Origin of the sequence: Bordetella tumbae (assembly GCF_965139195.1) — a bacterium.
GTDB lineage: Bacteria > Pseudomonadota > Gammaproteobacteria > Burkholderiales > Burkholderiaceae_B > Bordetella_A > Bordetella_A tumbae.
Genome location: NZ_CBCSJH010000014.1, coordinates 20,777 through 43,061, shown reverse-complemented (window position 1 = coordinate 43,061; position 22,285 = coordinate 20,777). Strand labels below are relative to the sequence as shown.

The following is a 22,285-nucleotide window of genomic DNA, read 5'->3' as shown; positions in this document are numbered from 1 at the left end:
CCTCTGTTAATTCGGCTCCGAAACCACATCCCCGGATAGCTGCACTTTCTTGACCTCCGAGATATACATCACAATCAACGACACCCAGACGATGCCGTACAGCAGCATGAAGCAGCTGGAGCGGATCGGCACCAGTTCAGCCAGCACGCCGAACATCAGCGGCAACAGAAAACCGCCCAACCCGCCGGCCAGGCCCACGATCCCGGTGACGACGCCCATGTTCTCGGGGAAATCATCGGCCACGTATTTAAAAGTCGAGGCCATGCCAAAGGCAAACATCGCGCCCAGCACAAAGAGCAGCAACGTGAATAACCACACGGGCAAATAAAGGTGAAACGACGCGGAGCCGTTCAAGGTCTGGACCGTCAACGTCGTATCTGGATAAGACAGGACAAACAGGGTCATCCAGGCGACCCATAGGCACCACCACGTCATTTTGTGTGCGCCGAAACGATCGGCCAGGCCACCGCCTACCGCGCGCAACACCGCACCAGGCAGGGAAAAACCCGCGGCCAATGCGGATGCCGCTACCAACGTCAGCCCATATTCGGCCTGAAAATACTGAGGGATCCACAACGACAGCGCGGTAAAGCCGCCAAAAGTGATCGAATAATATTGGCAATAACGCCACACTCTGGGATTCTTCAGAATTTTGAACTGCTCGAGCAGTTTGCCGCCCGTTTTCCCGGCGCCGGGATCGGGGGCAGCCACAAACCAGAACATCACGGCAGTCACCAGCAAAGCAACCGCGTAGATCTTGGGCACCATGCGCCATCCGTAAGCCTCCAGCAACACCGGTGTCACAAATAAATTAACCGCAGCCCCAACGGTACCCGCGCCGAAAAACCCCATGGCAAAGCCCTTGCGTTCGGCCGAGAAAAATCGCGAAACATAAGGCGTCCCCACCGCGAAAGATGCCCCGACCAGCCCCAAAAACAAACCAATCACCAAAAACTGCCACAGGGCCTGCGCGTAGCTGACAAAATAGACCGGGACCGCGCAACCCAGCAGTAACACCGTCATCACGATGCGGCCGCCAAAGCGATCCGTCCACATGCCCAGAGGTAGACGAAAGATCGCGCCCGTCAACACGGGGGTAGACGTGAGCAACCCAAACTCAAAGGCATTCAGCCCCAGTTCCTCGCGAATGCGGATGCCCAATACGCCGAACATCATCCACACCACAAAGCACACCATGAACGCAAACGTACTGCTGTACAACACCGCATAGGCACGTGGATGGTTGCTCATCGCGTTATTCCTGTTCGATAGGTTCACATCACGATCAATTGAGTTCGGCTCACTGCAACAGCGGGGAATCAGCGCCGGAGATATCTACGCCCTCGATGCGGGCCTGCCCTACCAACCACTGCAAATACTGGTGCGTCGCACGACGCTCGGAGGCCTGCGCCAGCCAGGCGGCGATACGCTCGTGGACGGCGTCAAAAGTCATGAGCGAGCCCTCGACCTTGCGCCCGGTACGCACGATATGAAAACCATGGCGCGTCTGCACCAGGCGATTCAACAAGGTATGTGCTGGCATGGCGAACACGGTCTCTTCGAACTCGGGCAAGGTCTCGCCGCGGCCGATATCCCCCAGCCGGCCGCCCTCTTGGGCGGACAGGCAGTTCGAATACTGTCGCGCGTAGTCTGCAAAGGCCTCTGGCGGTGCACGATGCACCTCTTGCAACACCTCACCCGCGCGGGCGCGCAGGCGCTGAGGATCCACACGCGGCGTGAGTTGGAACAGGATGTGCCATACCTCGACCAGTGCTCCGCTGATGAAGCGATCCTCATTCTGCTCGTAATAGCGGCGGCAACTGGCCTCGTCCGCGACCGGCGTTTTCACCTCGGCAGCCAACACTGCCTGTATCGCGGCATCGTCACCGTCCTGCGCCACCCCCAATTCACGGGCGCGCTGCAACAGCAACTCGCGCAGCACCAACTCATGGCCTGCGCGCTGTACCGGATCTGCGTCACTCTGATGACGCGCCAATTCTGCCTGCACCTGGGCATCGCTGATCGAAACGCCGTTCACGACAATCATGGTTGCTCCCTATTAACGATTAACGCGAACGCACGAGCTGCCACGCGCGGGTCAGATATCCCACTGATGCAAAGCCGCTCCAGACATGCACCAAACGCGTGAACGGAAAGATCAGGAACAATGTCATGCCCAGCACCATATGCACCTGATACACCCACGGCACGCCCACCATCACCTCAGCAGCCCCGGCACGAAAGGTCACGATCCGCTGTGCCCAATCGCCCAGCAACAACATCAAGGAACCATCCTTGTGTTCGGCCGAGGTCAAGATGGACAACAGTCCCAGCGACAGTACGATCAGGATCCAGATGAGCGTCACCCAATCTGAAACGCGCGAGGTCGCTCTCAAGCGCGGCTCGGACATCCGTCTATAGATCAAGATCAACAGGCCGGCCAGACAGATCAGCCCAAGAATGGCCCCGACCACGACGGCCATCAGTTGCTTCGCCTCGGTAGACAAGCCCACCGCGTGATATACCGCGGGCGGGGTCAACAGCCCGAACAGATGCGTAAAGAACAAAGACAGGATGCCGATGTGAAACAGGTTGCTGCCCCAACGCAACGCGCCTCGTTTCAACAATTGGCTGGAGTCGCTTTTCCAGGTGTATTGATCACGTTCGAAACGCGCCAGACTGCCGAATAAAAAGATGGCCAGCGCAATATAGGGGTACACCGCAAAAAAGAAATGATGCAGATAGGCAGACATGCGGGTCTCCTTATGACGAAGCGGAACCGGACGCAGCCCTTTCGCGCCGAGGGTCCGTTTCGTAGAAATGCACGGGCTGTGCCGTTTGCGTACGCGCCCGCAGCGTGGGCTCGGACCCATCTGCGTCTGGGCCGAATGTGATCATGGACTCATCCAGGTCCTCTGGCGCAGGATCTGGCAAGGGCTGCGGCACAGCAGAGGTCAGCTCGCGCAATACGGCGAACACCGTTGCATATGGGCTGCCGTATTGCGTCAGTTTGTCGCCAATGCGCGCCAGCACATGAATCGCATCGCCCAGCAATGCAGAGGCCTTCTCGGCAGGAATCTGCCCGAGAAACTCCAGGAACAGCGGCACATAATCAGGCAGTTCCGAGGTATCCAGCACCAGCCCATGGCGCAAATACTCTTCACGCAAATCAACCATCGCCTGCCCGCGATCGCGCGATTGACCGTGAATGTGTTCAAACAAATGCAGCGAATGAGCGGGCCGCCGATCAAATGTCGCTACGTATTGCTCCTGCACATCGATCAAATCATCTGCACTGCTCAACATGTCAAACAAAGGCGCCAACTGCTCACGCTGCGACGCCGTCACATTGGCCTGCAGTTCGGGCAACGCCGCCAACAACGCCTGATCGGGATACGTCAACAATGCCGACAGTACGCGGTACACCGATACTGGCGGTGCCGATGATCCGCCCGTCTGGATATGCTCGATTGTCATTACGCCCCCTACCCCGAGACCTTGTCGCGCTGCACTTCCATGAACACCATTTTCTGGGCATCGCCGCGCGGTCTGCTGCCAAACAGACTGCCCTCGGATACCCCATCCGAGCAGCCGTTGCCGAACGAAAACCCGCAACCGCCCCGCATATCAAACGTGTTTTCCGCATACTCGCGATGCGAGGTGGGGATCACGAACCGGTCTTCATAATTCGCAATCGCCAGATAGCGGTACATTTCCTCGATTTCATTCTTGCTCAAGCCCACCTGCTGCAGAATATCCGCGCGCTCCTGGCCATCGACGGTACGAGCCCGCATAAAGGCCCGCATCGCCAGCAGACGTTCCAGCGCAAGCGCCACCGGCACTTCATCGCCCGCTGTCAACATATTGGCTAAATACCGCAAGGGAATGCGCAGCGATTTCACATCGGGAATATCGCCGAACGCCCCGATGTGGCCGCTATTGGCCGCGGCCTGAATCGGCGACAGCGGAGGCACATACCACACCATCGGCAAGGTGCGATATTCCGGATGCAAGGGGAACGCGATGCGCCATTGCACTGCCATTTTGTAGGTCGGCGAATGACGTGCCGCATCCAGCCAGCCCTGAGGCACGCCATCGGCCAGCGCTTGCGCAATCACGGCGGGATCCTCGGGGTCCAGGAACACGCTGAGCTGCGCCTCGTAGAGGTCTTTCTCGTCTTCGGTGGCAGCCGCCTGTTCGATACGGTCAGCGTCATACAACAACACGCCTAAATAGCGTATACGGCCCACACAGGTTTCCGAACAGACCGTCGGCTGGCCGGCCTCGATACGCGGATAGCAGAAGATGCACTTCTCGGCCTTGCCGCTTTGCCAGTTGTAGTAGATCTTTTTATAGGGACAGCCGGATACACACATACGCCAGCCACGGCATTTGTCCTGATCGACCAGAACGATGCCGTCCTCTTCGCGTTTGTAGATCGAGCCCGACGGACAGCTGGCCACACAGCTCGGATTCAGGCAGTGCTCGCACAGGCGAGGCAAATACATCATGAAGGTATTTTCGAACTGACCGTAAATATCCTTCTGCACGTCCTCAAAATTGACGTCCTGCGACCGTTTGGAAAACTCACCGCCCAGGATCTCTTCCCAGTTCGGTCCCCATTCGATCTTTTCCATGCGCTGTCCGGTGATCAACGACCGAGGACGCGCCGTGGGTGCCGCCTGAAGCTCTGGCGCACTCTGCAGATGATCGTAGTCGAAGGTAAAAGGCTCGTAATAGTCGTCGATCTCGGGCAAATTGGGGTTGGCAAAAATATGCGACAGCAGGCGCAGCTTGCCTCCCTGACGCGGCTCGATTTTTCCCGAGGCAGTGCGTTTCCATCCGCCATTCCAGCGTTTCTGGTTTTCCCAATCTTTCGGATAGCCTATACCGGGCTTGGTCTCGACATTGTTGAACCAGGCATATTCCATGCCTTCGCGTGAGGTCCACACGTTCTTGCACGTCACCGAACAGGTATGGCAGCCTATGCACTTGTCCAGATTCAGCACCATGGCGATTTGCGCGCGTACTTTCATCAGTCTGCTCCAGTGCTCAGGCTTGAGAGGTTTCGGCACGGTCGGCACGCTTGCCTTCCAGCCAGTCGATCTTGCGCATCTTGCGCACAATCACAAACTCATCGCGGTTCGATCCTACGGTGCCGTAGTAATTCAAACCGTACGACTGTTGTGCATAGCCACCGATCATGTGGGTGGGCTTGAGCACAATGCGCGTCACCGAATTGTGAATGCCGCCGCGTGCGCCGGTGATTTCCGAGCCCGGCATGTTCACGATTTTTTCCTGGGCGTGGTACATCATCGTCATACCCTCGGGCACCCGCTGGCTCACCACCACCCGTGCGACTAGCGCGCCGTTTTCGTTGTACGCCTCGATCCAGTCGTTATCGACCAGGCCGGCCTTGGCGGCGTCCTTTTCCGACATCCACAGGATCGGTCCTCCACGCGACAGCGTCAGCATGATCAAGTTGTCGGTATAGGTCGAATGAATTCCCCATTTCTGATGCGGCGTGATGAAGTTCAACACCACCTGCGGATGACCATTGTCGTGACGGCCGTCCAGCATGGACTCGAGAGATTTCGTATCCACCGGCGGCCGATAGACGCACAAGCCCTCGCCAAACGCACGCATCCATAGATGGTCTTGATACAGCTGCTGGCGTCCCGTGAGCGTGCGCCACGGAATCAACTCGTGCACATTGGTGTAGCCCGCGGTGTAGCTGACATGATCCGACTCTACGCCAGACCATGTCGGCGACGAAATGATCTTGCGCGGCTGCGCTTGCAAATCGCGATAGCGTATTTTTTCGTGCTCGCGAGGCAAGGCCAGATGCGTATGATCGCGGCCGGTCATCACTGACAGGGCCTTCCACGCCTTGACCGCCACCTCACCGTTGGTTTCGGGGGCCAGGGTCAGGATCGTCTCGACCGCATCGATATCGGTATCCAGACGAGGCAGGCCTTGGCTGACGCCTGCCTCCTCCACAGCATAGTTCAGCTTTGCCAGCAGATCGCATTCGTCGCCAGCAGGCCAATTGATGCCCTTGCCCCCGACACCCAGCTTGCGCGTCAGAGGTCCCAGCGACGTGAATTGTTTATAGAGTTCGGGATAGTTACGCTCGACGACCGAGATCGCTGGCATCGTCTTTCCCGGAATCATCTCGGCCTGGCCTTGCTTCCAGTCCTTGACGCCAAAGGGATCGCCCAATTCCGCCGGGCTATCGTGCTGCATGGGCGTCAAGACCACGTCCTGCGACGCCGGCAACTCGGTCTGCGCAATCTGTGAAAAAGCGCGTGCAATGCCTTTGTAGATTTCCCAATCGCTACGGGATTCCCAGACAGGATCCACGGCGGCGGAGAACGGATGAATGAACGGGTGCATGTCCGAGGTATTGAGATCGTTTTTCTCATACCACGTGGCCGTGGGCAGCACTACATCGGAATACACACAGGTCGTGGACATACGAAAATCCAGCGTGACCAGTAAATCCAGCTTGCCGCGCGGCGCCTCGTCATGCCAGACGATCTCCTGCGGTTTGTCACCGCCGGTCTCGCCCAGATCCTTGCCCTGAACGCCATGCTCTGTCCCGAGCAGGTGCTTGAGAAAATACTCATGCCCCTTGCCTGACGAGCCTAGCAAATTGGATCGCCACAAGAACATATTGCGCGGGTAGTTATCGGGATGATCGGGATCCTCGCAAGACAGCTTTAAACGTCCATCGCGCAGCGCCTGCACGACATAATCAGCAGGCGATTGCCCCGCCTCTTGTGCATCGCGCGTCACCTGCAACGGATTGGTCTGCAACTGTGGCGCCGATGGCAGCCATCCCATGCGTTCGGCGCGCACATTGAAGTCGATCAACTCGCCCTGAAAATCGTCGGATTCGGCCAATGGCGACAGAATTTCAGAGACCTTCAGTTTTTCATAACGCCATTGATCCGTGTGCGCATAGAAAAACGACGTGCCATTCATATGACGCGGCGGACGACACCAGTCCAGGCCAAAGGCCAAGGTCGTCCAGCCCGTCTGCGGCCGCAGCTTTTCCTGGCCTACATAATGACACCACCCGCCGCCCGATTTGCCGACACAGCCGCACATGACCACCAGATTGATGATGCCGCGATACGCCATGTCCATGTGATACCAGTGATTCAGGCCGGCTCCCAGGATCACCATCGACTTGCCCTGCGTCTTGTCTGCCGTCTCGGCAAACTGCCGCGCCACCGTAATGACGTCCTCACGTTTGACGCCAGTGATGCGCTCTTGCCACGCAGGGGTATACGGCACATCATCGTCGTACGAGGTAGCGACGTTCACGTCCCCCAGACCTCTGTCCAGGCCGTAATTGGCCATCAGCAGGTCGTACACCGTCACGGCCAATACCTCGCCCTCGACGGTCTGTACTCGCCGCACTGCCATGTTGCGTTCCAGCACCTCGGGATGATCCGTACCCTGGAAATAATCGTGCTGACGCCCGCCAAAATACGGAAACGCCACCGGCACCACGTCGTCATGGCTACCCACCAGCGACAGGCGCAGCGGCAAGGGATTCCCCTGCGCATCCTTGGCGTCCAGATTCCATTTACCGAGATCGCCGCCTTCTTTCTGTCCCCAACGAAAGCCTATCGACCCATTCGGCGCGACCAGATCGCCCGTCGTGTCGTCGCAGGCCACGGTTTTCCATTCGGGATTATTGGTTTGCCCCAAACCATCGGCAAAATCCGAGGCGCGCAACATACGCTCAGGCACATAGCGCGTGCCCTGGCGCACCAGCCGCACCAGGAACGGCATGTCGGAATACTGCCGGCAGTACTCGCGGAAATACTCGCTCTTTCCCTCGAGGTGAAACTCTTTGAGAATCACATGTCCCATGGCCAACGCCAGCGCAGCGTCAGTGCCCTGTTTGGGATGCAGCCACACATCGCCGAATTTCGCGCCCTCGGCATAGTCGGGGAAAATCGATACGATCTTTGCGCCGCGGTATCGTGCTTCGACCATGAAATGCGCATCCGGTGTGCGCGTCTGGGGCACATTCGAACCCCACATCATGATGAAGCTCGAGTTATACCAATCCGCGGATTCGGCCACGTCCGTTTGCTCGCCCCAGGTCTGAGGACTGGCGGGAGGCAGATCGCAATACCAATCGTAGAAGCTCAGAATCGTGCCGCCCAGCATCGACAGATATCGGCTGCCCGCGGAAAACGACACCATCGACATCGCCGGGATAGGCGAAAAACCGATGATGCGATCTGGACCATAACGCTTGATCGTGTAGACGTTGGCCGCCGCGACCAACTCGTTCACCTCGTCCCACGTCGCCCGGACAAAGCCCCCCATTCCGCGCATGCGTTTGTAATCGTCTGCCAGGCCCGGCGTCGTACAGATATGCTCCCACGCCGCCAAGGGCGCCATGGTCTTGCGGGCCTCGCGCCACAGGCGAGCCAGGCGCCCGCGCAACATGGGATATTTGATGCGGTTCGCGCTATACAGATACCAGGAATACGACGCGCCGCGGGAACAGCCGCGCGGCTCGTGATTCGGCATGTCGGCACGGGTGCGGGGATAGTCCGTCTGCTGGGTTTCCCACGTCACGATGCCGCCTTTGACGTAGATCTTCCACGAACAGGAGCCTGTGCAGTTCACGCCATGCGTCGAGCGCACGATCTTGTCATGCTGCCAGCGATCCCGATAGGCTTTTTCCCAGCCGCGGTCTTCGTGGACAACGGCGCCGTGTCCGTCCGAAAAGGACTCTTTGGCGCGCGTAAAGTATTTGAGGCGATCAACGAAATAACTCACTGTCAGGCTCCTGGCGTTATTGGGGAAACAACAACATGCTCAGAAGCTAGGGTGGCGGTCGAACGCGTCTGCACGAGAGAAATGCCATCGAACCTTCCTTGTCGACGATCAAGCTACATGCAAAACGTGACTACCGTACTGTGCGCAATAAATAACGTCAAGATTCGAAATAATTAATAAGAATCATCATTATTAGCAATAAGTGTCGCGTTCTGGGCAACGGGGCTACGATAAAGCTCATGCCGACTTGATCCACGCATCGGCCGGCCGAAAGATTGATAAAGATCAAGCGCACAGCATTTAGTCTCGCGCCAGCCCTAACATTCCGATCACAAAAGATACAGTTTTGCGCAGTGAGGGCTTGCTAAGCTTGCCGGCTCCACAGAGAGGAACCAGCATGCAAGGGATCACCGCACCGTTTGCACTGACCTTTCGCCTATGGCGACGCTTCTGGCCGCAATTGGTCGCCCTGGTGCTGATCGGCAGCCTGGCCCATGTGCTCTTGCTGCGATTGGCGGTCCATACCGGATTCGCAAACCATATGGCGGGGCTGGTGATGCTGACGCTCGTGGCCCTGGCCCAGTTGGTGGTTACCGTGACGATGTTCCAGGTGTTGCTGCCCGGCCTGCCGGCGATCCGTGCCGCCCAGGACGCGGCGCGTGGCGATGTTGCACCAGACCCGAAATCACGCCGCTTCCTGTCCGTAGTGTCCGTGGCCCTGCTGCCCTTTTTTGCCTACTACGCCGCCTGGGGATTCCTGGGCGACACCGTCAGGCAATACTCACGTCTCGCGTACAGCCTGGATCCCATGGGGCAACACGGCATGATCCTGGACGCGCTGGATTCGCGCTGGCTATTGATTTCAGTCGCCATCTCGTGGCTCGTGCGCAAGCTGGCGCTGCGACTACAAAAAGCCACGGGGCGCCCCTTCTGGCAGATCGTGGTGGTGATCTGTGAGACCAACTGGATCCTGGTCGGCCTGTATGTCATCAGTCGCTGGAAAGACCAGTTTTGGGCATGGGTCGCAAACAATTCCGTGTGGGAAAACCTGCTGTCATTCCTGAACGTGGTGCTCACGCCGATCGCCACCGCCTGGGCGGCGGCCGCAGACAACGGCCCGCCCATCCCTGTCGAAGACCTGGGCGATACGCCGGGAAAGCTGCTGGTGAGCTTGTTTTTCTATGCCTTGCTGCCTGTGGTCTGGTTAGTGATGACCGCGTTGGTTTACGGCTATGACGTGCGCAACGATCAAGAACTGCTGCGATCCCATCGCCGCATCGAGCGTTTCGGCGAACGCTATCAAGCCATTCCGAAATTCTTGCGCGATTTCCTCGCGCACTTCATCGGCGGATACCGGTCGCGTTATCTGCCGGTAGCCAATAGCGTGCGGCTGACATTGAATGCCGGGGTACTGCTGTTGATCACCTTGATCGTGGGCTATCGCCTGATTGATTGGTGCAGCGCTCAGCTATGGATCGTCGGCGGCCGTCTGCTCGGACCACTGGATATTGATTCGGCACAGGTCGCCGCCCAGGGCTTGTCCTTGTTGCTTGGCAGTCCGTTTCGGGATTCGTCTACAGGCATTTTGATCGAACCGCTGCGGATATGTTTTCTGGTGGCGATTCTGGAAACGGCATTTGCCCAGCCTCTGAGACGCGCTTCATCCCCTGCGTCTCCTGCCGGACAGGCTGCCTGATCGCGCTTTCGGCGACTCTCTGACGGCCTGTCGCCAGGGGCGTTCCTCTTGTCTCGAAAACAACAATCCGAAAACATTAATGGAAATGAGAATCATAATTAGATAATATCCAGGCCGGTCACCTATCCAAGAAGAATTCTCATGTGCCACGCCGGTCCTCGAAAGCTGCTCCCCTTTTTCCTCTGCGCCGGTACGTTGACTCACCTGCCGCTCGCTGCGCAAGACGCCGACACCACGACATTGGCGCCCGTCATCGTCCAGGGCGCGGATGACGGTGAGAACGGTCTGGCCACAGCGCCTGTATCCAACGGCGCGCTGGGGACCCGCAATGCGTTGAATACGCCGTTCTCCATCACCTCGGTCGGCGAAGAGGCGCTGGCCGACCGCCAGGTGTCGTCATTAGGCCAAGTCTTCGCGCGCGACGCCAGTGTGATTGCGGTGGGTAACAGCTATAACAGCCGGCCCTCGACGCTGGTGGTGCGTGGTCTGCAGCTGGATGCGTTCAACAGCTACAAAATCGACGGCATGTCCATCGTGAACTATGGCGTAGAGCTCCCGCTGGAACAGTTCGAACGCGTGGACCTATTGAAAGGTCCCGGCGGCTTTATGTACGGGTTCGGGTCACCAGGAGGCATCGTCAACTACGTCACGAAAAAGCCGACCGAAGACTTTTTGGCCAGTGTGGATGTGGGCTATCGGTCGGACAGCATTTTTCAAGAACATGTGGACTTGGGCGGACGCGTGGGGCCGGACAAGCGCCTAGGCTATCGCCTGAACTACACGCACGAACAAGGCGATACCTATAACGATGGCCGCATCAACCGCGACTCGTTCTCGCTGGCGCTGGACTTGCGGCTGACGCCGGACCTGCTCTGGACGTTCGAAGGCCTGTATCAAGACCGCGACACCGACGGCACCGTGCAGGCAGTCGCGCTACCGGCTGCGCGATATACAGGCAACGGCCTGCCGGACACCATCAGCGGACGTACCCAATTGTCGACCGATGGCAGCGGGTATCACGCAGTCAGCAAGTTCGCCAAAACGGGGCTGCAGTGGAAGTTCGCGCCAACATGGACGGCGTCGGTGGACTACAGTTTCAGTCAGGCGATTCGTACCTACAAAGAAGAAACCCTGAATCTGCTGAATGAGGCTGGCGACTATGACGACTACATGTACGATCAGAAAAATGCGTACCGTTTTAACCAACTGCAAGCCATGGTCCAAGGCCAATTCGCTACCGGCTTTCTGACGCATGAGGTGGTGCTGGGCGCTGCGACCCAGACGCAGGCCAACGATTTCAATTCAAATGGATTTTACGGATCGATCGGCTACGGCAATCTCTATGACGGTGCACGTCCGTCTCCATACACCGGATCGCGAACGCCTCAAATGTACCGCGGCGCGGAATTCGATCAGGATGCCTTGTTTGCCAGCGATACGATCAGCATAGGCGAGCATTGGTCGTTATTGGCCGGCGCGCGCTATATCTCGTATCGCCAGCGCAGTTTCAATGCCGCAGGGGTTGCAGGCGAGGCCTATAAAAAACATCCTCTCACACCGACTTTCGCGTTGATGTACAAGCCCGCGGCAGGAACCACGGTGTACGCCAGCTATGTCGAATCCTTGGAACAGGGCAGCACAGTAGGCAGTCAGTATGCGAATGCGGGTGCCACGCTGGCACCGCTCAAGAGCAAGCAGTACGAATTCGGCGTCAAGACGGCGCAAAGCGATTGGGGCGCTTCCGCGGCGCTGTTCCGCATCGAACGCGGAACCGGCTATGTCAATAACGCCAATGAATATGTGCAGGATGGCGAGGGCCGCATCCAAGGCCTGGAACTCGCCGGCAATGTCCGTGTGGCACACGACTGGGATATCCAGGCCAACGCCATGTGGCTGAGCGCAAAATACCAGACCGGCAACGCCGCCTTGGAGGGCAATCGCCTGCCGGGCTCCGCGCGCTTTATCGCATCGGGTCAAGTTGCTTATGCCCTGCCCGCCCTGCCGGGGCTCAGCGTCGCCGCCGGCGTGAAATACGTGGGGTCGTCCAATCTCGATTCGGCCAATGATCTGACCGTGCCCAGCTATTACACCGTAGATCTGGGCGCGGTATACCGTACGCGAATCGCCACCAAAAACGTGGTGCTGCGCGCAGCCATCGATAACCTGACCAATCGCCGCTACTGGTACTACGTGGGAGAAAACAGCATCCTGCCCTCGCCGTCGCGCACCGTCAGCCTGAATGCCCAGGTCTATTTCTGATTATCAGGCGGGTTGACCTGCATCAACTGCGGTGGCTGCGCAAAACGTAGATAGCGGGGCTGCTGCGGCTGTAGCGTCACCACTACCCGGAGCGAATCGGCCACATCTCGGGGCGCGAGAAACGCCTCGCGCACGCGCACGGTAGAGCCAGACTTTGCACCCGACATATAGATCGTCGCCGTGCAAGGCCGCGCTTGCGAGCGAGGCAGGCGCATGGCTTCTGTCGCCCCCCAACGCCGGCCATCGGGGCTTTCCAGGGAAATAGCACAGTCCCGCCAGTTCTTGGCCAGATCCGCGTCCTGCACCTGTACCTCGAATTCTGCCAACATCCCCATGGCCCCCTCGGGAATGTCTTTACCGGCAGGGACCGGCACCATGCGGAATTTACTCAGTTTCCATTGCGAGCCCCCGAAATCGCCGCTGCCATTGATGGCGACATCTTGGGCCAGACGATCCCGGCTCAACCACCATGTACTGATCGACTCATAGGCAGTCACGCCGATAAACAGAGGCAGCAGCACAATCAATGCGTAAAGACCGCGGCGGCGCCAGCGCTTTTCATCGACATCCATCGGACTATCGGTGCGCCCATTCATGGCTGCGCTCCGTCCAATCGATTGAGAGACACGAGATCTGTCACTTCCAACGCGCCATCCGCTGCCCAGGGCAGGTCGTCCAACGCGATATGGGCCTCGGCATCCAGGCGCGGCGGCAGCCCTGACGGCCACACGACCAAGGTCGCATCGCCCACCTGATCCGGCCGGACCTCGAACAGAAAACGGCCGAGTGTGGACAGGCCCGGATCCAACCTGATGGGCGTCATATGGGGCGGATTCACGGCGCGATCGGATTGCTCGTAGCGCAGCCCCTGCGGCCCGTCCCAAAAACCTCTCGTGATAGACACGGATTCCGAGCGCGCCGTCAGGGAGGCAGTCACAATCGCCCACAGACCCGATGTCGTAAGGACCACGTCTTTACCGATATACCGATACGCGATTTTCCGGGCAAATTGCACGCGCTGCACCTCGATATCGAACAGCCGCGTCGACGCGGTCTGGTGCATGCCGGCGCGCACCGGGATCGCGCCGGTCAACTCGTCATAACGCGGCGTCGTTCGCTGCATCGCGAACAGTACGGCAGCGGCGATCAGAATCAACGCCAAAGTCGCCAGGCGCCGCTTCACGAGGCTCGCTCCGTCGAGCCGGCAGTGCGCGCAGCGGCGGGTAGCGTGCGAGTGGCTGCTGCGGCAGGTGGCGTGCTAGTGGCCGGTGCCGTAGCGGTGTCCACCGGCAGCGTGAATTGCCCGATCACTTTAGGATTGGTCCACAAGGGCGTGCCGTAGAGGTTATCGACACGTTTATAGGTCTGTGCGATAACCTCTATCGGCATTTTTTCCGGTAGCGCAACCGAGCCGGACAAGACCCAGACATAGGCCACGCGTTCAGGCATGCCAGGATGCAGCAGAGGAATCAGTTTCCCATCACGCAACAGCGCCACGTCGGGGTTCTCGGGTTTGGCGCCCGCCGGCCATTTGGGTTTGAGCGTGTCGTCATACGCACGGCTCGAAGACGCCGAACGATTATTCAAATCGACTTCCACGACCAGGGCCTGTTGCCCCGGCTGCACTCGGACGCCATAGACGCGTTCTGCCTTGCTGATCCACGCGCGATGCGGCACCACCTGCCAGCGGCCCGCATCGATTTGCGCGCCTGCTTGATACTGCGTCACGGGCGCAACGGCCCCCGCACCCATGATGGTGTAGACCGTCGCCGTGCAGACCGCCACGGTAGAACCCACCCCAGTGGCAATCCGGGTTTTGAGCTTGCCCAGTGCTGGACGCATCCGCGCTCCCATATCAACGTGCGTAGATTGGGTGTTGCCGAAAGTCCGAAATCGTAGCGCCCTCGCCGCGCCAGAATCTTGCAGTTTTGTTTCTATACGTACAGCATTATTTCTTGCTGCGGTGCTGCAACTGCTGCGAAGCGAACCCACAGCACGGCCGCCCTGCGTTTCTGGAACACGTTGCCAAGCATGCATGCCAACGGCATTTTTATGCGTGGCTCTCTGCTGCAACGTCAACAGAGAGAGCCACGAGCTCACTACAAAAGATGTCTACGATCCTTCCTTTGCCGTCGGCTTATACTTTCTCACCAGGTCCAACATAGGGCTTGTCTCGTCCCTGTTTACAGGCGCATATTGGTATACAGACTTTCCGCCCCTATCCATGGCTTGGATATTTGCTCCCTTATCCAAAAGGAACTTCACTAATTTCCCATTCTCCTCAGGTAGCGCGTGCATTAGCGGAGTTTTTCTATAATTTCCCGCCTTGTTAACGTCAGCGCCATTTTCCGTCAGGAACTTTACCCTTTCGAAATCGTTATCTCGCGCTGCGTCTATCAATAACGTATCGCCATTCGCTCGTTGCGCATTGACGTCGGCTCCGACTTTAATGAGTGAGAGCAAACCCTCGGATCTATTATCAAAGGCTGCTATCAACGGGGTATTTCCCGCCTCGTTTTTAAAATTAATGTCGGCGTTATTCTTGAGCAATGCTTGGACAACGCCGTCAATAGATTCCTTAGGCGAGTCTGCGGCATACGCCAGCGCCGTGCGGCCAATCGAATCCTCGTCGTTAAAATTAGCACCATACTTGGCCAACAGGTTTATGGCAACGATGTGGCCACTCAGAGCCGCCAGCATACCTGCCGTAGCCCCGTCTTTCGCCCTGGCGTGAACGTCTGCCTTATTTTCAAGCAGCAGCGCCGCCACATCGAAGTGTTTATTTTCCAACGCTCTCATGAGAGCGTTTTTTCCCTCATTATCCTGTGCATGAATATCCGCAGCCGGAGCCGAGCGCGCTACATCGCCGGCCGATGCGTAGCCTAAAAGCATTTTTATCACTTCCAGCGCACCAGAAAGCGCTGCATATATGAGCGCCGTAAGCCCCCGATTGTCTTGCATATCAGGAGACGCGCCAGCTGTCAGCAATGTCTTGACCACGTCCACGTTTCCGTGTTTTGCAGCCAATATCAAAGGCGTACTGCCATCTTGATTTCGCGCATTGAGGGCTTGTGGCGGCAGATTCCGGACCAGGAGTTCTATCATGTCCGCATGCCCCAGATCGGCAGCTCGATGCAGCAGTTCTCCCTTTTCCGCCAGCCCTGCTATCAGCTCGACTGAATGAGGCTTGGAGAAAAAACCCTGAATTGCTTCTTTATCGTTGGACTCTATGAGCTTGGTTATCGTAACTTTAGCGTCCTTAGTCTCTTTGTCTATGGACATCTCGGAAGCGGGCATTTCTGAAATTGCCTCCGAAAGACCAGGATTACTTCTATTGACACCGATGCCAAGTTCCATGAATGCTCCTCGTTGATGTGTCTCGACGCTAAAAGCCTCGGCCTAGCGTTATGGCCCAGTCATTAGCAATACGCGCATTAGTAACAGGAGCGTTCCCTCAGTTCCATACTGAACGAGGTGTTGTGGTCATTATTTTTTACACAACTCGGAGACATGCCCTTCAAACTCTCGGGCAAGCAAGGACGCCACATCCGCGAAAACGGACGTTGCGACACAGCAGAATGAAACAGTAAAAACTGGCCTAAACAAATACCGCGCCTCGATCGGCCAACAATTGGCGTAACACACTGCGGTGGCAGCGATTTTCGTCTTCGCAATAACATCCCACGGAAAAATCCGTGGTCGACGACAACGCCGCCAATACGTCCAGCACCTTGGCCGCATCGCCATGATCCAGTTCAGTGCGCATCTTGCGGGCGACCGTGCGCCATTGTGCGTCCGTTGTTACGGCCAGTGCCTGCGTGACCAGCTCTGGGCTAGGAGACAGCGTAGGCAGCCAGACATCGTAATAGTTGCGGCTGGCGAACTCGGCCTTGGGCACGCCACGCGGCGGACGCCGCACGGTCCCGATACGCAGCCCCTCACCCTCCAGGCGCGGGGAACCCAACCGCACGATGCGAACGCTCATGAATCACCTCCGCCGCTGCAACCGATATACCAACGTATCCAGTCTCGCCAAGCCGCGCTCTTTGAATTTTGGTTCTTTGTCCAGAATATCGCGCCGATCGATCAGCGTCGCATCCGAGTGCCCGGCATAGATGACCTGCACCTCATCATCGCCGACTGAGAATGGCGGCCCCTCCATCTGACTTTGATCGTAGTCCAAGGTAATCAACAGGCCACGATACGCGTCGGATAACTGTCCGTAGACGTGCTTCGCGTAGCGTTCGCGCATATCCTCAGGCAACGCCACCAGTGCCGCCCGGTCATAGGCGCCCACGCATTCGCCGAGCACATCAGCACCCAACGCAAAAATATCGCCGCAATAAATCTCGATACTGCCGGCGGCGTAATACATCCCTTGGTCCGCTTCGCGCACCGAGGGGGTCAGATTGTTTTCCGCGAAAAACTGCTCCACGGCCAGCGACGACAATTCGACACCCAATACTTGATGCCCCTGCTCGGCCAGCCACACCATATCCAGCGATTTCCCGCTCAGCGGCACCAGCACTTTGCTGCCTGCCGGCAATTCCAACGCTGGCCAATATTTCGCCAACAGCGGCGTCACGCGCGTCTGATGAAAGTGCGTGCGCCCATCACGCCAGCGTTCCAGCCAAAATTCTGCGTCCATCCGATGCCCCTGCTCCAGGTGTTGTCGATATGGATATTATTGTAGAAACAACGGGACAGCAGTGGCGCTTTTGCAAACAAGCGGACTTCCGGTATGCTCTTACCCATGGACAACACGTATGCCTGCTTCTGCCACCCGCATTCGCGACGAACGACTCGACGATTTCGTTGAGTGGCTTTGTCTTGTCCCGACACCGTAATTGGTGTTCCCCTCAAAGGCCACGATACCGCGTGGCCTTTTTGTTGCGTATTACGTTTCCTCGCCCCCGCGGTATCCCACGGCCTTTGTTTTTCAACCCTGAAGGAACAAAGCGTGAATCCGACCGAGTTTTCAATCCGTACATACCAGCCCGCTGACGCGGATGCCGTTGTGCAATTATGGACAGACTGCGGCCTGACGCGGCCGTGGAATGATCCCTATAAGGACATCGCTCGCAAGCTCACCGTGCAACCCGAAATGTTTCTGGTGGGCACAGTGGGCAATACCCTCGTGGCGGCCGTCATGGGCGGCTATGACGGCCATCGTGGCTGGGTGAATTATCTAGCTGTAGCGCCCGATTATCAGCGGCGCGGCTACGCCGCGGCATTGATGCAGGAAATCGAGCAGCGGCTGCTTGCCCTGGGCTGCCCCAAAATCAATCTGCTGGTACGCGGCGGCAATACGGCGGTGGTGTCGTTCTATGAAAAGCTGGCTTTCAAACAGGACGATGTCATCAGTTTGGGGAAACGGCTGATTCCCGATACCGCAGCCCAATCGACTATGGCAACGGCATCTTGATCTCGCCATACTGTACGAAAAAACTTCCTGGGGATAGCGATGTGCCATACCCCAGGAACAACTGCGGATATTTTGCTACCGAGAAACGGAATCGTTATCCCGCTCTGGCATTCTCTGGCGTAGGGAAGAGTGCCGGGTGGACAGCGAGGACGCCAGGGTTCGCAGCCGCCGCCAGCAGCGCGCCAAAGTTAGCCTGTGCATTTTCATGACCGGCAAGTGCCTGGTGGACAGCGGGGACGTCAGGGTTCGTAGCCGCCACCAGCAGCGCGCCAGCGTTAGCCTGCGCATTTTCATGACCGGCGAGTGCCTGGTGGGCAGCGTCCTCTGTATGGATGGCAGCTTGAACTAGTGCATTTACGGCATTCGTCGGCAGGATGGGCTCATCACCACTGCTCTCCGTAGCGATATCGGCACCGTGCGTATCCGATGTCATGTGATCGCCATAAAGGCTAGAAGGCTCTTCGTTGCTTGGTTCTGAAGTATCAGACCAAAAGGCGGTCATGATCGAATTTAGAATGTTGCTGAGTTGCATGAATACGCCTCGTTAATGTGTAATCCACGTCAATGGCCCGCGCCGGTTTCGTTGACGGGCCATTGACGGTACGATGACATTAGTAACAGGGAAACTTCCTCAGTTCCCTATGCAGAGGTGTAACCTAGTTATTCGTTTCACATGATTCGGGAGCTGGCCGTTCAAACTCCCGCGCATGCCTATACGGAGGAGTTATGAAGCGTCATCTGAAGGTCACGTTACTGGCAGGTTTATTCGGTCTGGCGGCCAACGCCTACGCCGATGTCACGGTACCGCTCCACCTGGCCACGGACAAAGGCCCGGGCCAGGAAATTGGCTCCGTCAGCCTGGCCGATAGTAAGTACGGTCTGGTACTGACGCCCAACCTGAAAGACTTGCCGCCGGGTGTGCATGGATTTCATGTGCACGAGAAAGGCAGTTGCGACGCTACGCAACAAGACGGCAAGACCGTGCCTGCGGGCGGCGCTGGGGGGCACTACGACCCGGACGGTACCAAGAAACACAGTACGCCCTGGGACGACGGCGGCCATCGCGGCGACTTGCCCGCGCTGTATGTCGGTGCCGATGGCACCGCGACCACGCCAGTGTTGGCTCCCCGCCTGAAACTGTCAGAGGTCCAGGGACGCGCATTGATGGTGCATGCGGGCGGCGATAATCACAGCGATCATCCCAAACCGCTGGGAGGCGGCGCAGGCCGTATCGCCTGCGGTGTTATCCCGAAATAACGGGCACAACGCAGGCATTCGCCGCGGGAAACTCCGTCAGGAGTCCGCCGCGGCGACCATTCCCACTAGCCCGCTGCCGCCTGAGGCTCTGCCACCGGCGCCTGAGTTTCCTGCCCATCGATCGCATAGCGGATGGCATCCTCTATCCGGTCCAGCAGCAGGAACTTCAGTTTTTGACGCGCTTCGGCGGGCACATCGTCCAGATCCTTTTCATTGCGTCGAGGAATCATCACCGTCGTGATCCCCGCGCGCAATGCAGCCAGGGTCTTTTCCTTTACGCCGCCGATAGGCAACACCAGACCGCGCAGGCTGACTTCACCCGTCATCGCGATATCCGAACGCACGGGCCTGCCGGACAGCAGCGAGGCCAACGCCAAGAACATAGCAACGCCCGCGCTAGGGCCGTCTTTAGGCGTAGCGCCAGCCGGCACGTGGATGTGCACGTCGATTTTTTCCAGCGAATCGCCGCTCCAGATTTTGGCCAGCGTCAGCGCGGTCTGCGCGGATTCCTTCATCACGTCGCCCAGTTGGCCGGTCAAAATCAAGCGGCCCGCACCCGGGGTTTTGCTCGCCTCGATGAAGAGGATATCGCCGCCCACCGGCGTCCAGGCCAAACCTGTGGCCACGCCCGGCACGCTGGTGCGCAAGGCAACTTCGTTCTCGAAACGATGGGCACCCAGAATTGCAGGCAGATCGGGAGCATCGATCACGATATGCTCGGCCTTGCCCGCCGCCACCTGCATGGCGGCATGACGCAGCGTCGCACCGACCTCGCGTTCGAGCTGGCGTACGCCCGCCTCGCGGGTGTAGTCGCCCACGATGGAGGACAAAGCTGCATCCGTCAATTCGGCTTGCTCGGGCTTGAGCCCATTGGCTTCCAACTGACGCGCGACCAGATACCGGCGGGCGATCTGGATTTTTTCTTCTTCCGTATAGCCAGGAAGTTGAATGATTTCCATACGATCGCGCAGCGGCCCTGGAATCGTGTCCAGCATGTTCGCCGTGCAAATGAACATCACGTGCGACAGATCGAAATCCACGCCCAGGTAGTTGTCGCGGAATTTGTGATTCTGCTCGGGGTCCAGCACCTCCAGCAAAGCGCTGCCCGGATCGCCATGAAATCCACCGGCGCCGAGCTTGTCGATCTCATCCAGCATCACGACCGCATTATTCGTGCCTGCACGCCGCATGGCCTGGATGATGTTGCCCGGCAAGGCGCCCAGATAGGTGCGGCGATGCCCGCGGATTTCCGCCTCGTCATGGACACCACCCAGCGCCACCCGCTGAAAAGCGCGCCCGGTCGCCCGTGCGATGGATTGCCCCAGCGAGGTCTTGCCCACACCCGGAGGCCCGGCAAAACACAGAATCGGGCTGCGGCCCTGCGGGTTGAGTTTACGTACCGCCAGGTATTCCAGGATACGACGCTTGATTTTGTCCAGGCCGAAATGGTCTTCGTCCAGGATTTTGCGCGCCTCGGTCAAGTCAATGGGTGGCTGCGGCGACTGCTTCCAGGGTAGCTCGGTCAGCCACTCCAGGTAGGTGCGCAGCATGGCCGACTCGCCGCTGGCCTCGCCCATGCGTTGCAGACGGCCCAGTTCCTTGCGCGCGTGGCTCAGCACCTCATCGGGCATGCCCGCTGCTTCGATGCTTTCTTTCAGGCGTGCGACTTCCGCCGCGCTGTCATCGACCTCGCCCAGCTCTTTCTGAATCTGACGCAGTTGCTCGCGCAGCACCGTCTCGCGCTGACGCTCATCGAATTGCGCGCGAGTACGGTCGCCGATTTCTTTGGACAGCCGCAATACCTCGACACGCCCGGACAGCAGTTCGATGGATTTATCCAGGCGGCGCGACAAGTCGAACGTTTCCAGGATGTCCTGTTTTTGCTCGGGCTTGATGTCGATCATGTGGGTGACCATATCGGCCAGCAAGCCTGGAGACTCAATGCTGCGCACGACACCCACCAACTCGTCGGGCACATTGGGCAACAGCGCAATGGCCTCGATCGCCTGCTCTTTCAATTGCAGGAACCGTGCCTCGGTCTGGCTGTCCTGCGCTTCGGCCTCTGCGACCTCGGCGACACGGGCCACCATGTACGGCCACCCCTCCAGGAACTCCAGCACGCGAAAACGCGACTGCCCCTGCACCAGCAGGTGATGCGCGCCTTCCTGGCCCGTAATGTACCGGGCGATCGGCCCTTCGGTGCCTACCCAGCACAAGTCATTCGGCCCAACGTCGTTCTTGGACGGATCGCGCTGCAGGAGGAACCCGACGGGGCGCTCGGTTTTGACGGCCTCTTGAGCCGCAGCAATGGAAGACTCGCGCCGCACTGTCACAGGCGACAGTACGCCGGGAAATAGCACCGCGTCGCGCAACGGAATGATGATACGTGCGTCGTCGGGCAGAATGCGGGTGTCGCTCATGGAGCCTCCCTTACTTTGTTCAGCGTCAAAACCAGGCAGCCATCTGCCAAGGTAGAGGATTCGGGTTCCAGCGCATGCAGCGGCAACGCGATGCGGCGGCGGAAACGGCCGTAGGGAATTTCAAATCGATGAATGCGGGCGTTGGCCGCACACGGCATGGGGCGCGCGCCCGACACCGTAATGCCGCCAGGATCGAACGCCACCACGAGCGTGTCAGACGGCACACCCGGCAGCGCCACATAGACCATGACGGCAGTAGCGGTTTCAATGATGTCCACCGGGGGTTCCCAGTGGGGTGCATCCGCGGGGCCGGCGCGCAGCAACTGACGATGCAGGCGCTCGGCGTGTTCTAGCAGCGATAGTGCATCGCCCCAGATCCAGGATGAAAAATCTCGCGATCTCATGAGCTTGCCCTCT

19 protein-coding genes are annotated in these 22,285 nt (G+C 58.4%); 4 read left to right on the top strand and 15 right to left on the bottom strand.

From position 1 onward, the window contains the following. Positions 1–6: 6 nt before the first annotated feature. The 6 genes from ACNA0J_RS15920 to ACNA0J_RS15895 are packed head-to-tail and all read right to left on the bottom strand — an operon-like array spanning position 7 to position 8,811. Positions 7–1,251 (bottom strand): MFS transporter, encoded by a 1,245-nt coding sequence (locus tag ACNA0J_RS15920; RefSeq protein ID WP_415819852.1) that lies wholly within the window; start codon positions 1,249–1,251, stop codon positions 7–9. A 49-nt stretch (positions 1,252–1,300) separates the two neighbouring features. Next, positions 1,301–2,047: a peptidylprolyl isomerase gene (locus ACNA0J_RS15915; protein WP_415819851.1), complete on the bottom strand. Its 747-nt coding sequence runs from the start codon at positions 2,045–2,047 to the stop codon at positions 1,301–1,303. Positions 2,048–2,066: 19 nt separating this feature from the next. Continuing rightward, on the bottom strand, positions 2,067–2,753 hold the full coding sequence (narI, locus tag ACNA0J_RS15910) for a respiratory nitrate reductase subunit gamma (RefSeq protein ID WP_415819850.1): 687 nt from the start codon (positions 2,751–2,753) through the stop codon (positions 2,067–2,069). Between the two features lie 10 nt (positions 2,754–2,763). Then, entirely contained in the window at positions 2,764–3,477 is a 714-nt protein-coding gene (narJ, locus tag ACNA0J_RS15905; protein ID WP_415819849.1) for a nitrate reductase molybdenum cofactor assembly chaperone, read from the bottom strand. An 8-nt stretch (positions 3,478–3,485) separates the two neighbouring features. Next, entirely contained in the window at positions 3,486–5,036 is a 1,551-nt protein-coding gene (gene narH / locus ACNA0J_RS15900) for a nitrate reductase subunit beta (protein WP_415819848.1), read from the bottom strand. Positions 5,037–5,052: 16 nt separating this feature from the next. Then, positions 5,053–8,811: a nitrate reductase subunit alpha gene (locus tag ACNA0J_RS15895; protein WP_415819847.1), complete on the bottom strand. Its 3,759-nt coding sequence runs from the start codon at positions 8,809–8,811 to the stop codon at positions 5,053–5,055. Positions 8,812–9,208: 397 nt separating this feature from the next. On the opposite strand from ACNA0J_RS15895, the gene ACNA0J_RS15890 reads away from it, so the two are divergent. Both ACNA0J_RS15890 and ACNA0J_RS15885 read left to right on the top strand, forming a co-directional pair. Then, complete coding sequence (locus ACNA0J_RS15890) at positions 9,209–10,507, top strand: hypothetical protein (protein ID WP_415819846.1); 1,299 nt, start codon at positions 9,209–9,211, stop codon at positions 10,505–10,507. A gap of 141 nt (positions 10,508–10,648) precedes the next feature. After that, entirely contained in the window at positions 10,649–12,766 is a 2,118-nt protein-coding gene (locus ACNA0J_RS15885; protein ID WP_415819845.1) for a TonB-dependent siderophore receptor, read from the top strand. On the opposite strand, the gene ACNA0J_RS15880 is transcribed toward ACNA0J_RS15885, so the two are convergent. The 6 genes from ACNA0J_RS15880 to ACNA0J_RS15855 all read right to left on the bottom strand — a co-directional run bounded on the left by ACNA0J_RS15880 (position 12,757) and on the right by ACNA0J_RS15855 (position 17,414). Beyond that, entirely contained in the window at positions 12,757–13,362 is a 606-nt protein-coding gene (locus tag ACNA0J_RS15880; RefSeq protein WP_415819844.1) for a hypothetical protein, read from the bottom strand. The two genes, ACNA0J_RS15885 and ACNA0J_RS15880, sit on opposite strands and share 10 nt — an antisense overlap. After that, a complete protein-coding gene (locus tag ACNA0J_RS15875) occupies positions 13,359–13,949 on the bottom strand; it encodes a hypothetical protein (protein ID WP_415819843.1) in 591 nt (196 codons plus the stop codon). Before ACNA0J_RS15875 ends, ACNA0J_RS15880 begins: the two co-directional genes overlap by 4 nt. After that, positions 13,946–14,608, bottom strand: a complete 663-nt coding sequence (locus tag ACNA0J_RS15870) for a hypothetical protein (protein ID WP_415819842.1) — start codon at positions 14,606–14,608, stop codon at positions 13,946–13,948. The genes ACNA0J_RS15875 and ACNA0J_RS15870 overlap by 4 nt, the downstream gene beginning before the upstream one ends. A 270-nt stretch (positions 14,609–14,878) precedes the next feature. Then, positions 14,879–16,123 carry an ankyrin repeat domain-containing protein gene (locus ACNA0J_RS15865; protein ID WP_415819841.1) on the bottom strand — a complete coding sequence of 415 codons (1,245 nt, stop codon included), beginning with the start codon at positions 16,121–16,123 and terminating at the stop codon, positions 14,879–14,881. 241 nt (positions 16,124–16,364) lie between these two features. Beyond that, the gene (locus ACNA0J_RS15860) at positions 16,365–16,751 is read right to left on the bottom strand and encodes a DUF488 domain-containing protein (RefSeq protein WP_415819840.1); all 387 of its coding nucleotides are present in this window, start codon (positions 16,749–16,751) and stop codon (positions 16,365–16,367) included. A 3-nt stretch (positions 16,752–16,754) separates the two neighbouring features. Next, complete coding sequence (locus ACNA0J_RS15855) at positions 16,755–17,414, bottom strand: thiopurine S-methyltransferase (protein ID WP_415819839.1); 660 nt, start codon at positions 17,412–17,414, stop codon at positions 16,755–16,757. 312 nt (positions 17,415–17,726) lie between these two features. Here ACNA0J_RS15855 and ACNA0J_RS15850 point away from each other — a divergent pair, with 312 nt between their 5' ends. Continuing rightward, on the top strand, positions 17,727–18,191 hold the full coding sequence (locus ACNA0J_RS15850; protein ID WP_415819838.1) for a GNAT family acetyltransferase: 465 nt from the start codon (positions 17,727–17,729) through the stop codon (positions 18,189–18,191). Between the two features lie 94 nt (positions 18,192–18,285). On the opposite strand, the gene ACNA0J_RS15845 is transcribed toward ACNA0J_RS15850, so the two are convergent. Further along, entirely contained in the window at positions 18,286–18,723 is a 438-nt protein-coding gene (locus ACNA0J_RS15845) for a hypothetical protein (protein WP_415819837.1), read from the bottom strand. Positions 18,724–18,917: 194 nt separating this feature from the next. Between ACNA0J_RS15845 and sodC the strand changes: the two genes are divergently transcribed. Then, a complete protein-coding gene (gene sodC / locus ACNA0J_RS15840; protein WP_415819836.1) occupies positions 18,918–19,448 on the top strand; it encodes a superoxide dismutase [Cu-Zn] SodC in 531 nt (176 codons plus the stop codon). A gap of 65 nt (positions 19,449–19,513) precedes the next feature. Here sodC and lon read toward each other — a convergent pair whose 3' ends face one another. Both lon and ACNA0J_RS15830 read right to left on the bottom strand, forming a co-directional pair. After that, complete coding sequence (gene lon / locus ACNA0J_RS15835; RefSeq protein ID WP_415819835.1) at positions 19,514–21,868, bottom strand: endopeptidase La; 2,355 nt, start codon at positions 21,866–21,868, stop codon at positions 19,514–19,516. Then, positions 21,865–22,272, bottom strand: coding sequence for an Hsp20/alpha crystallin family protein (locus ACNA0J_RS15830; RefSeq protein WP_415819834.1), 408 nt, complete (start codon positions 22,270–22,272; stop codon positions 21,865–21,867). The genes lon and ACNA0J_RS15830 overlap by 4 nt, the downstream gene beginning before the upstream one ends. Between the last annotated feature and the right edge of the window lie 13 nt (positions 22,273–22,285).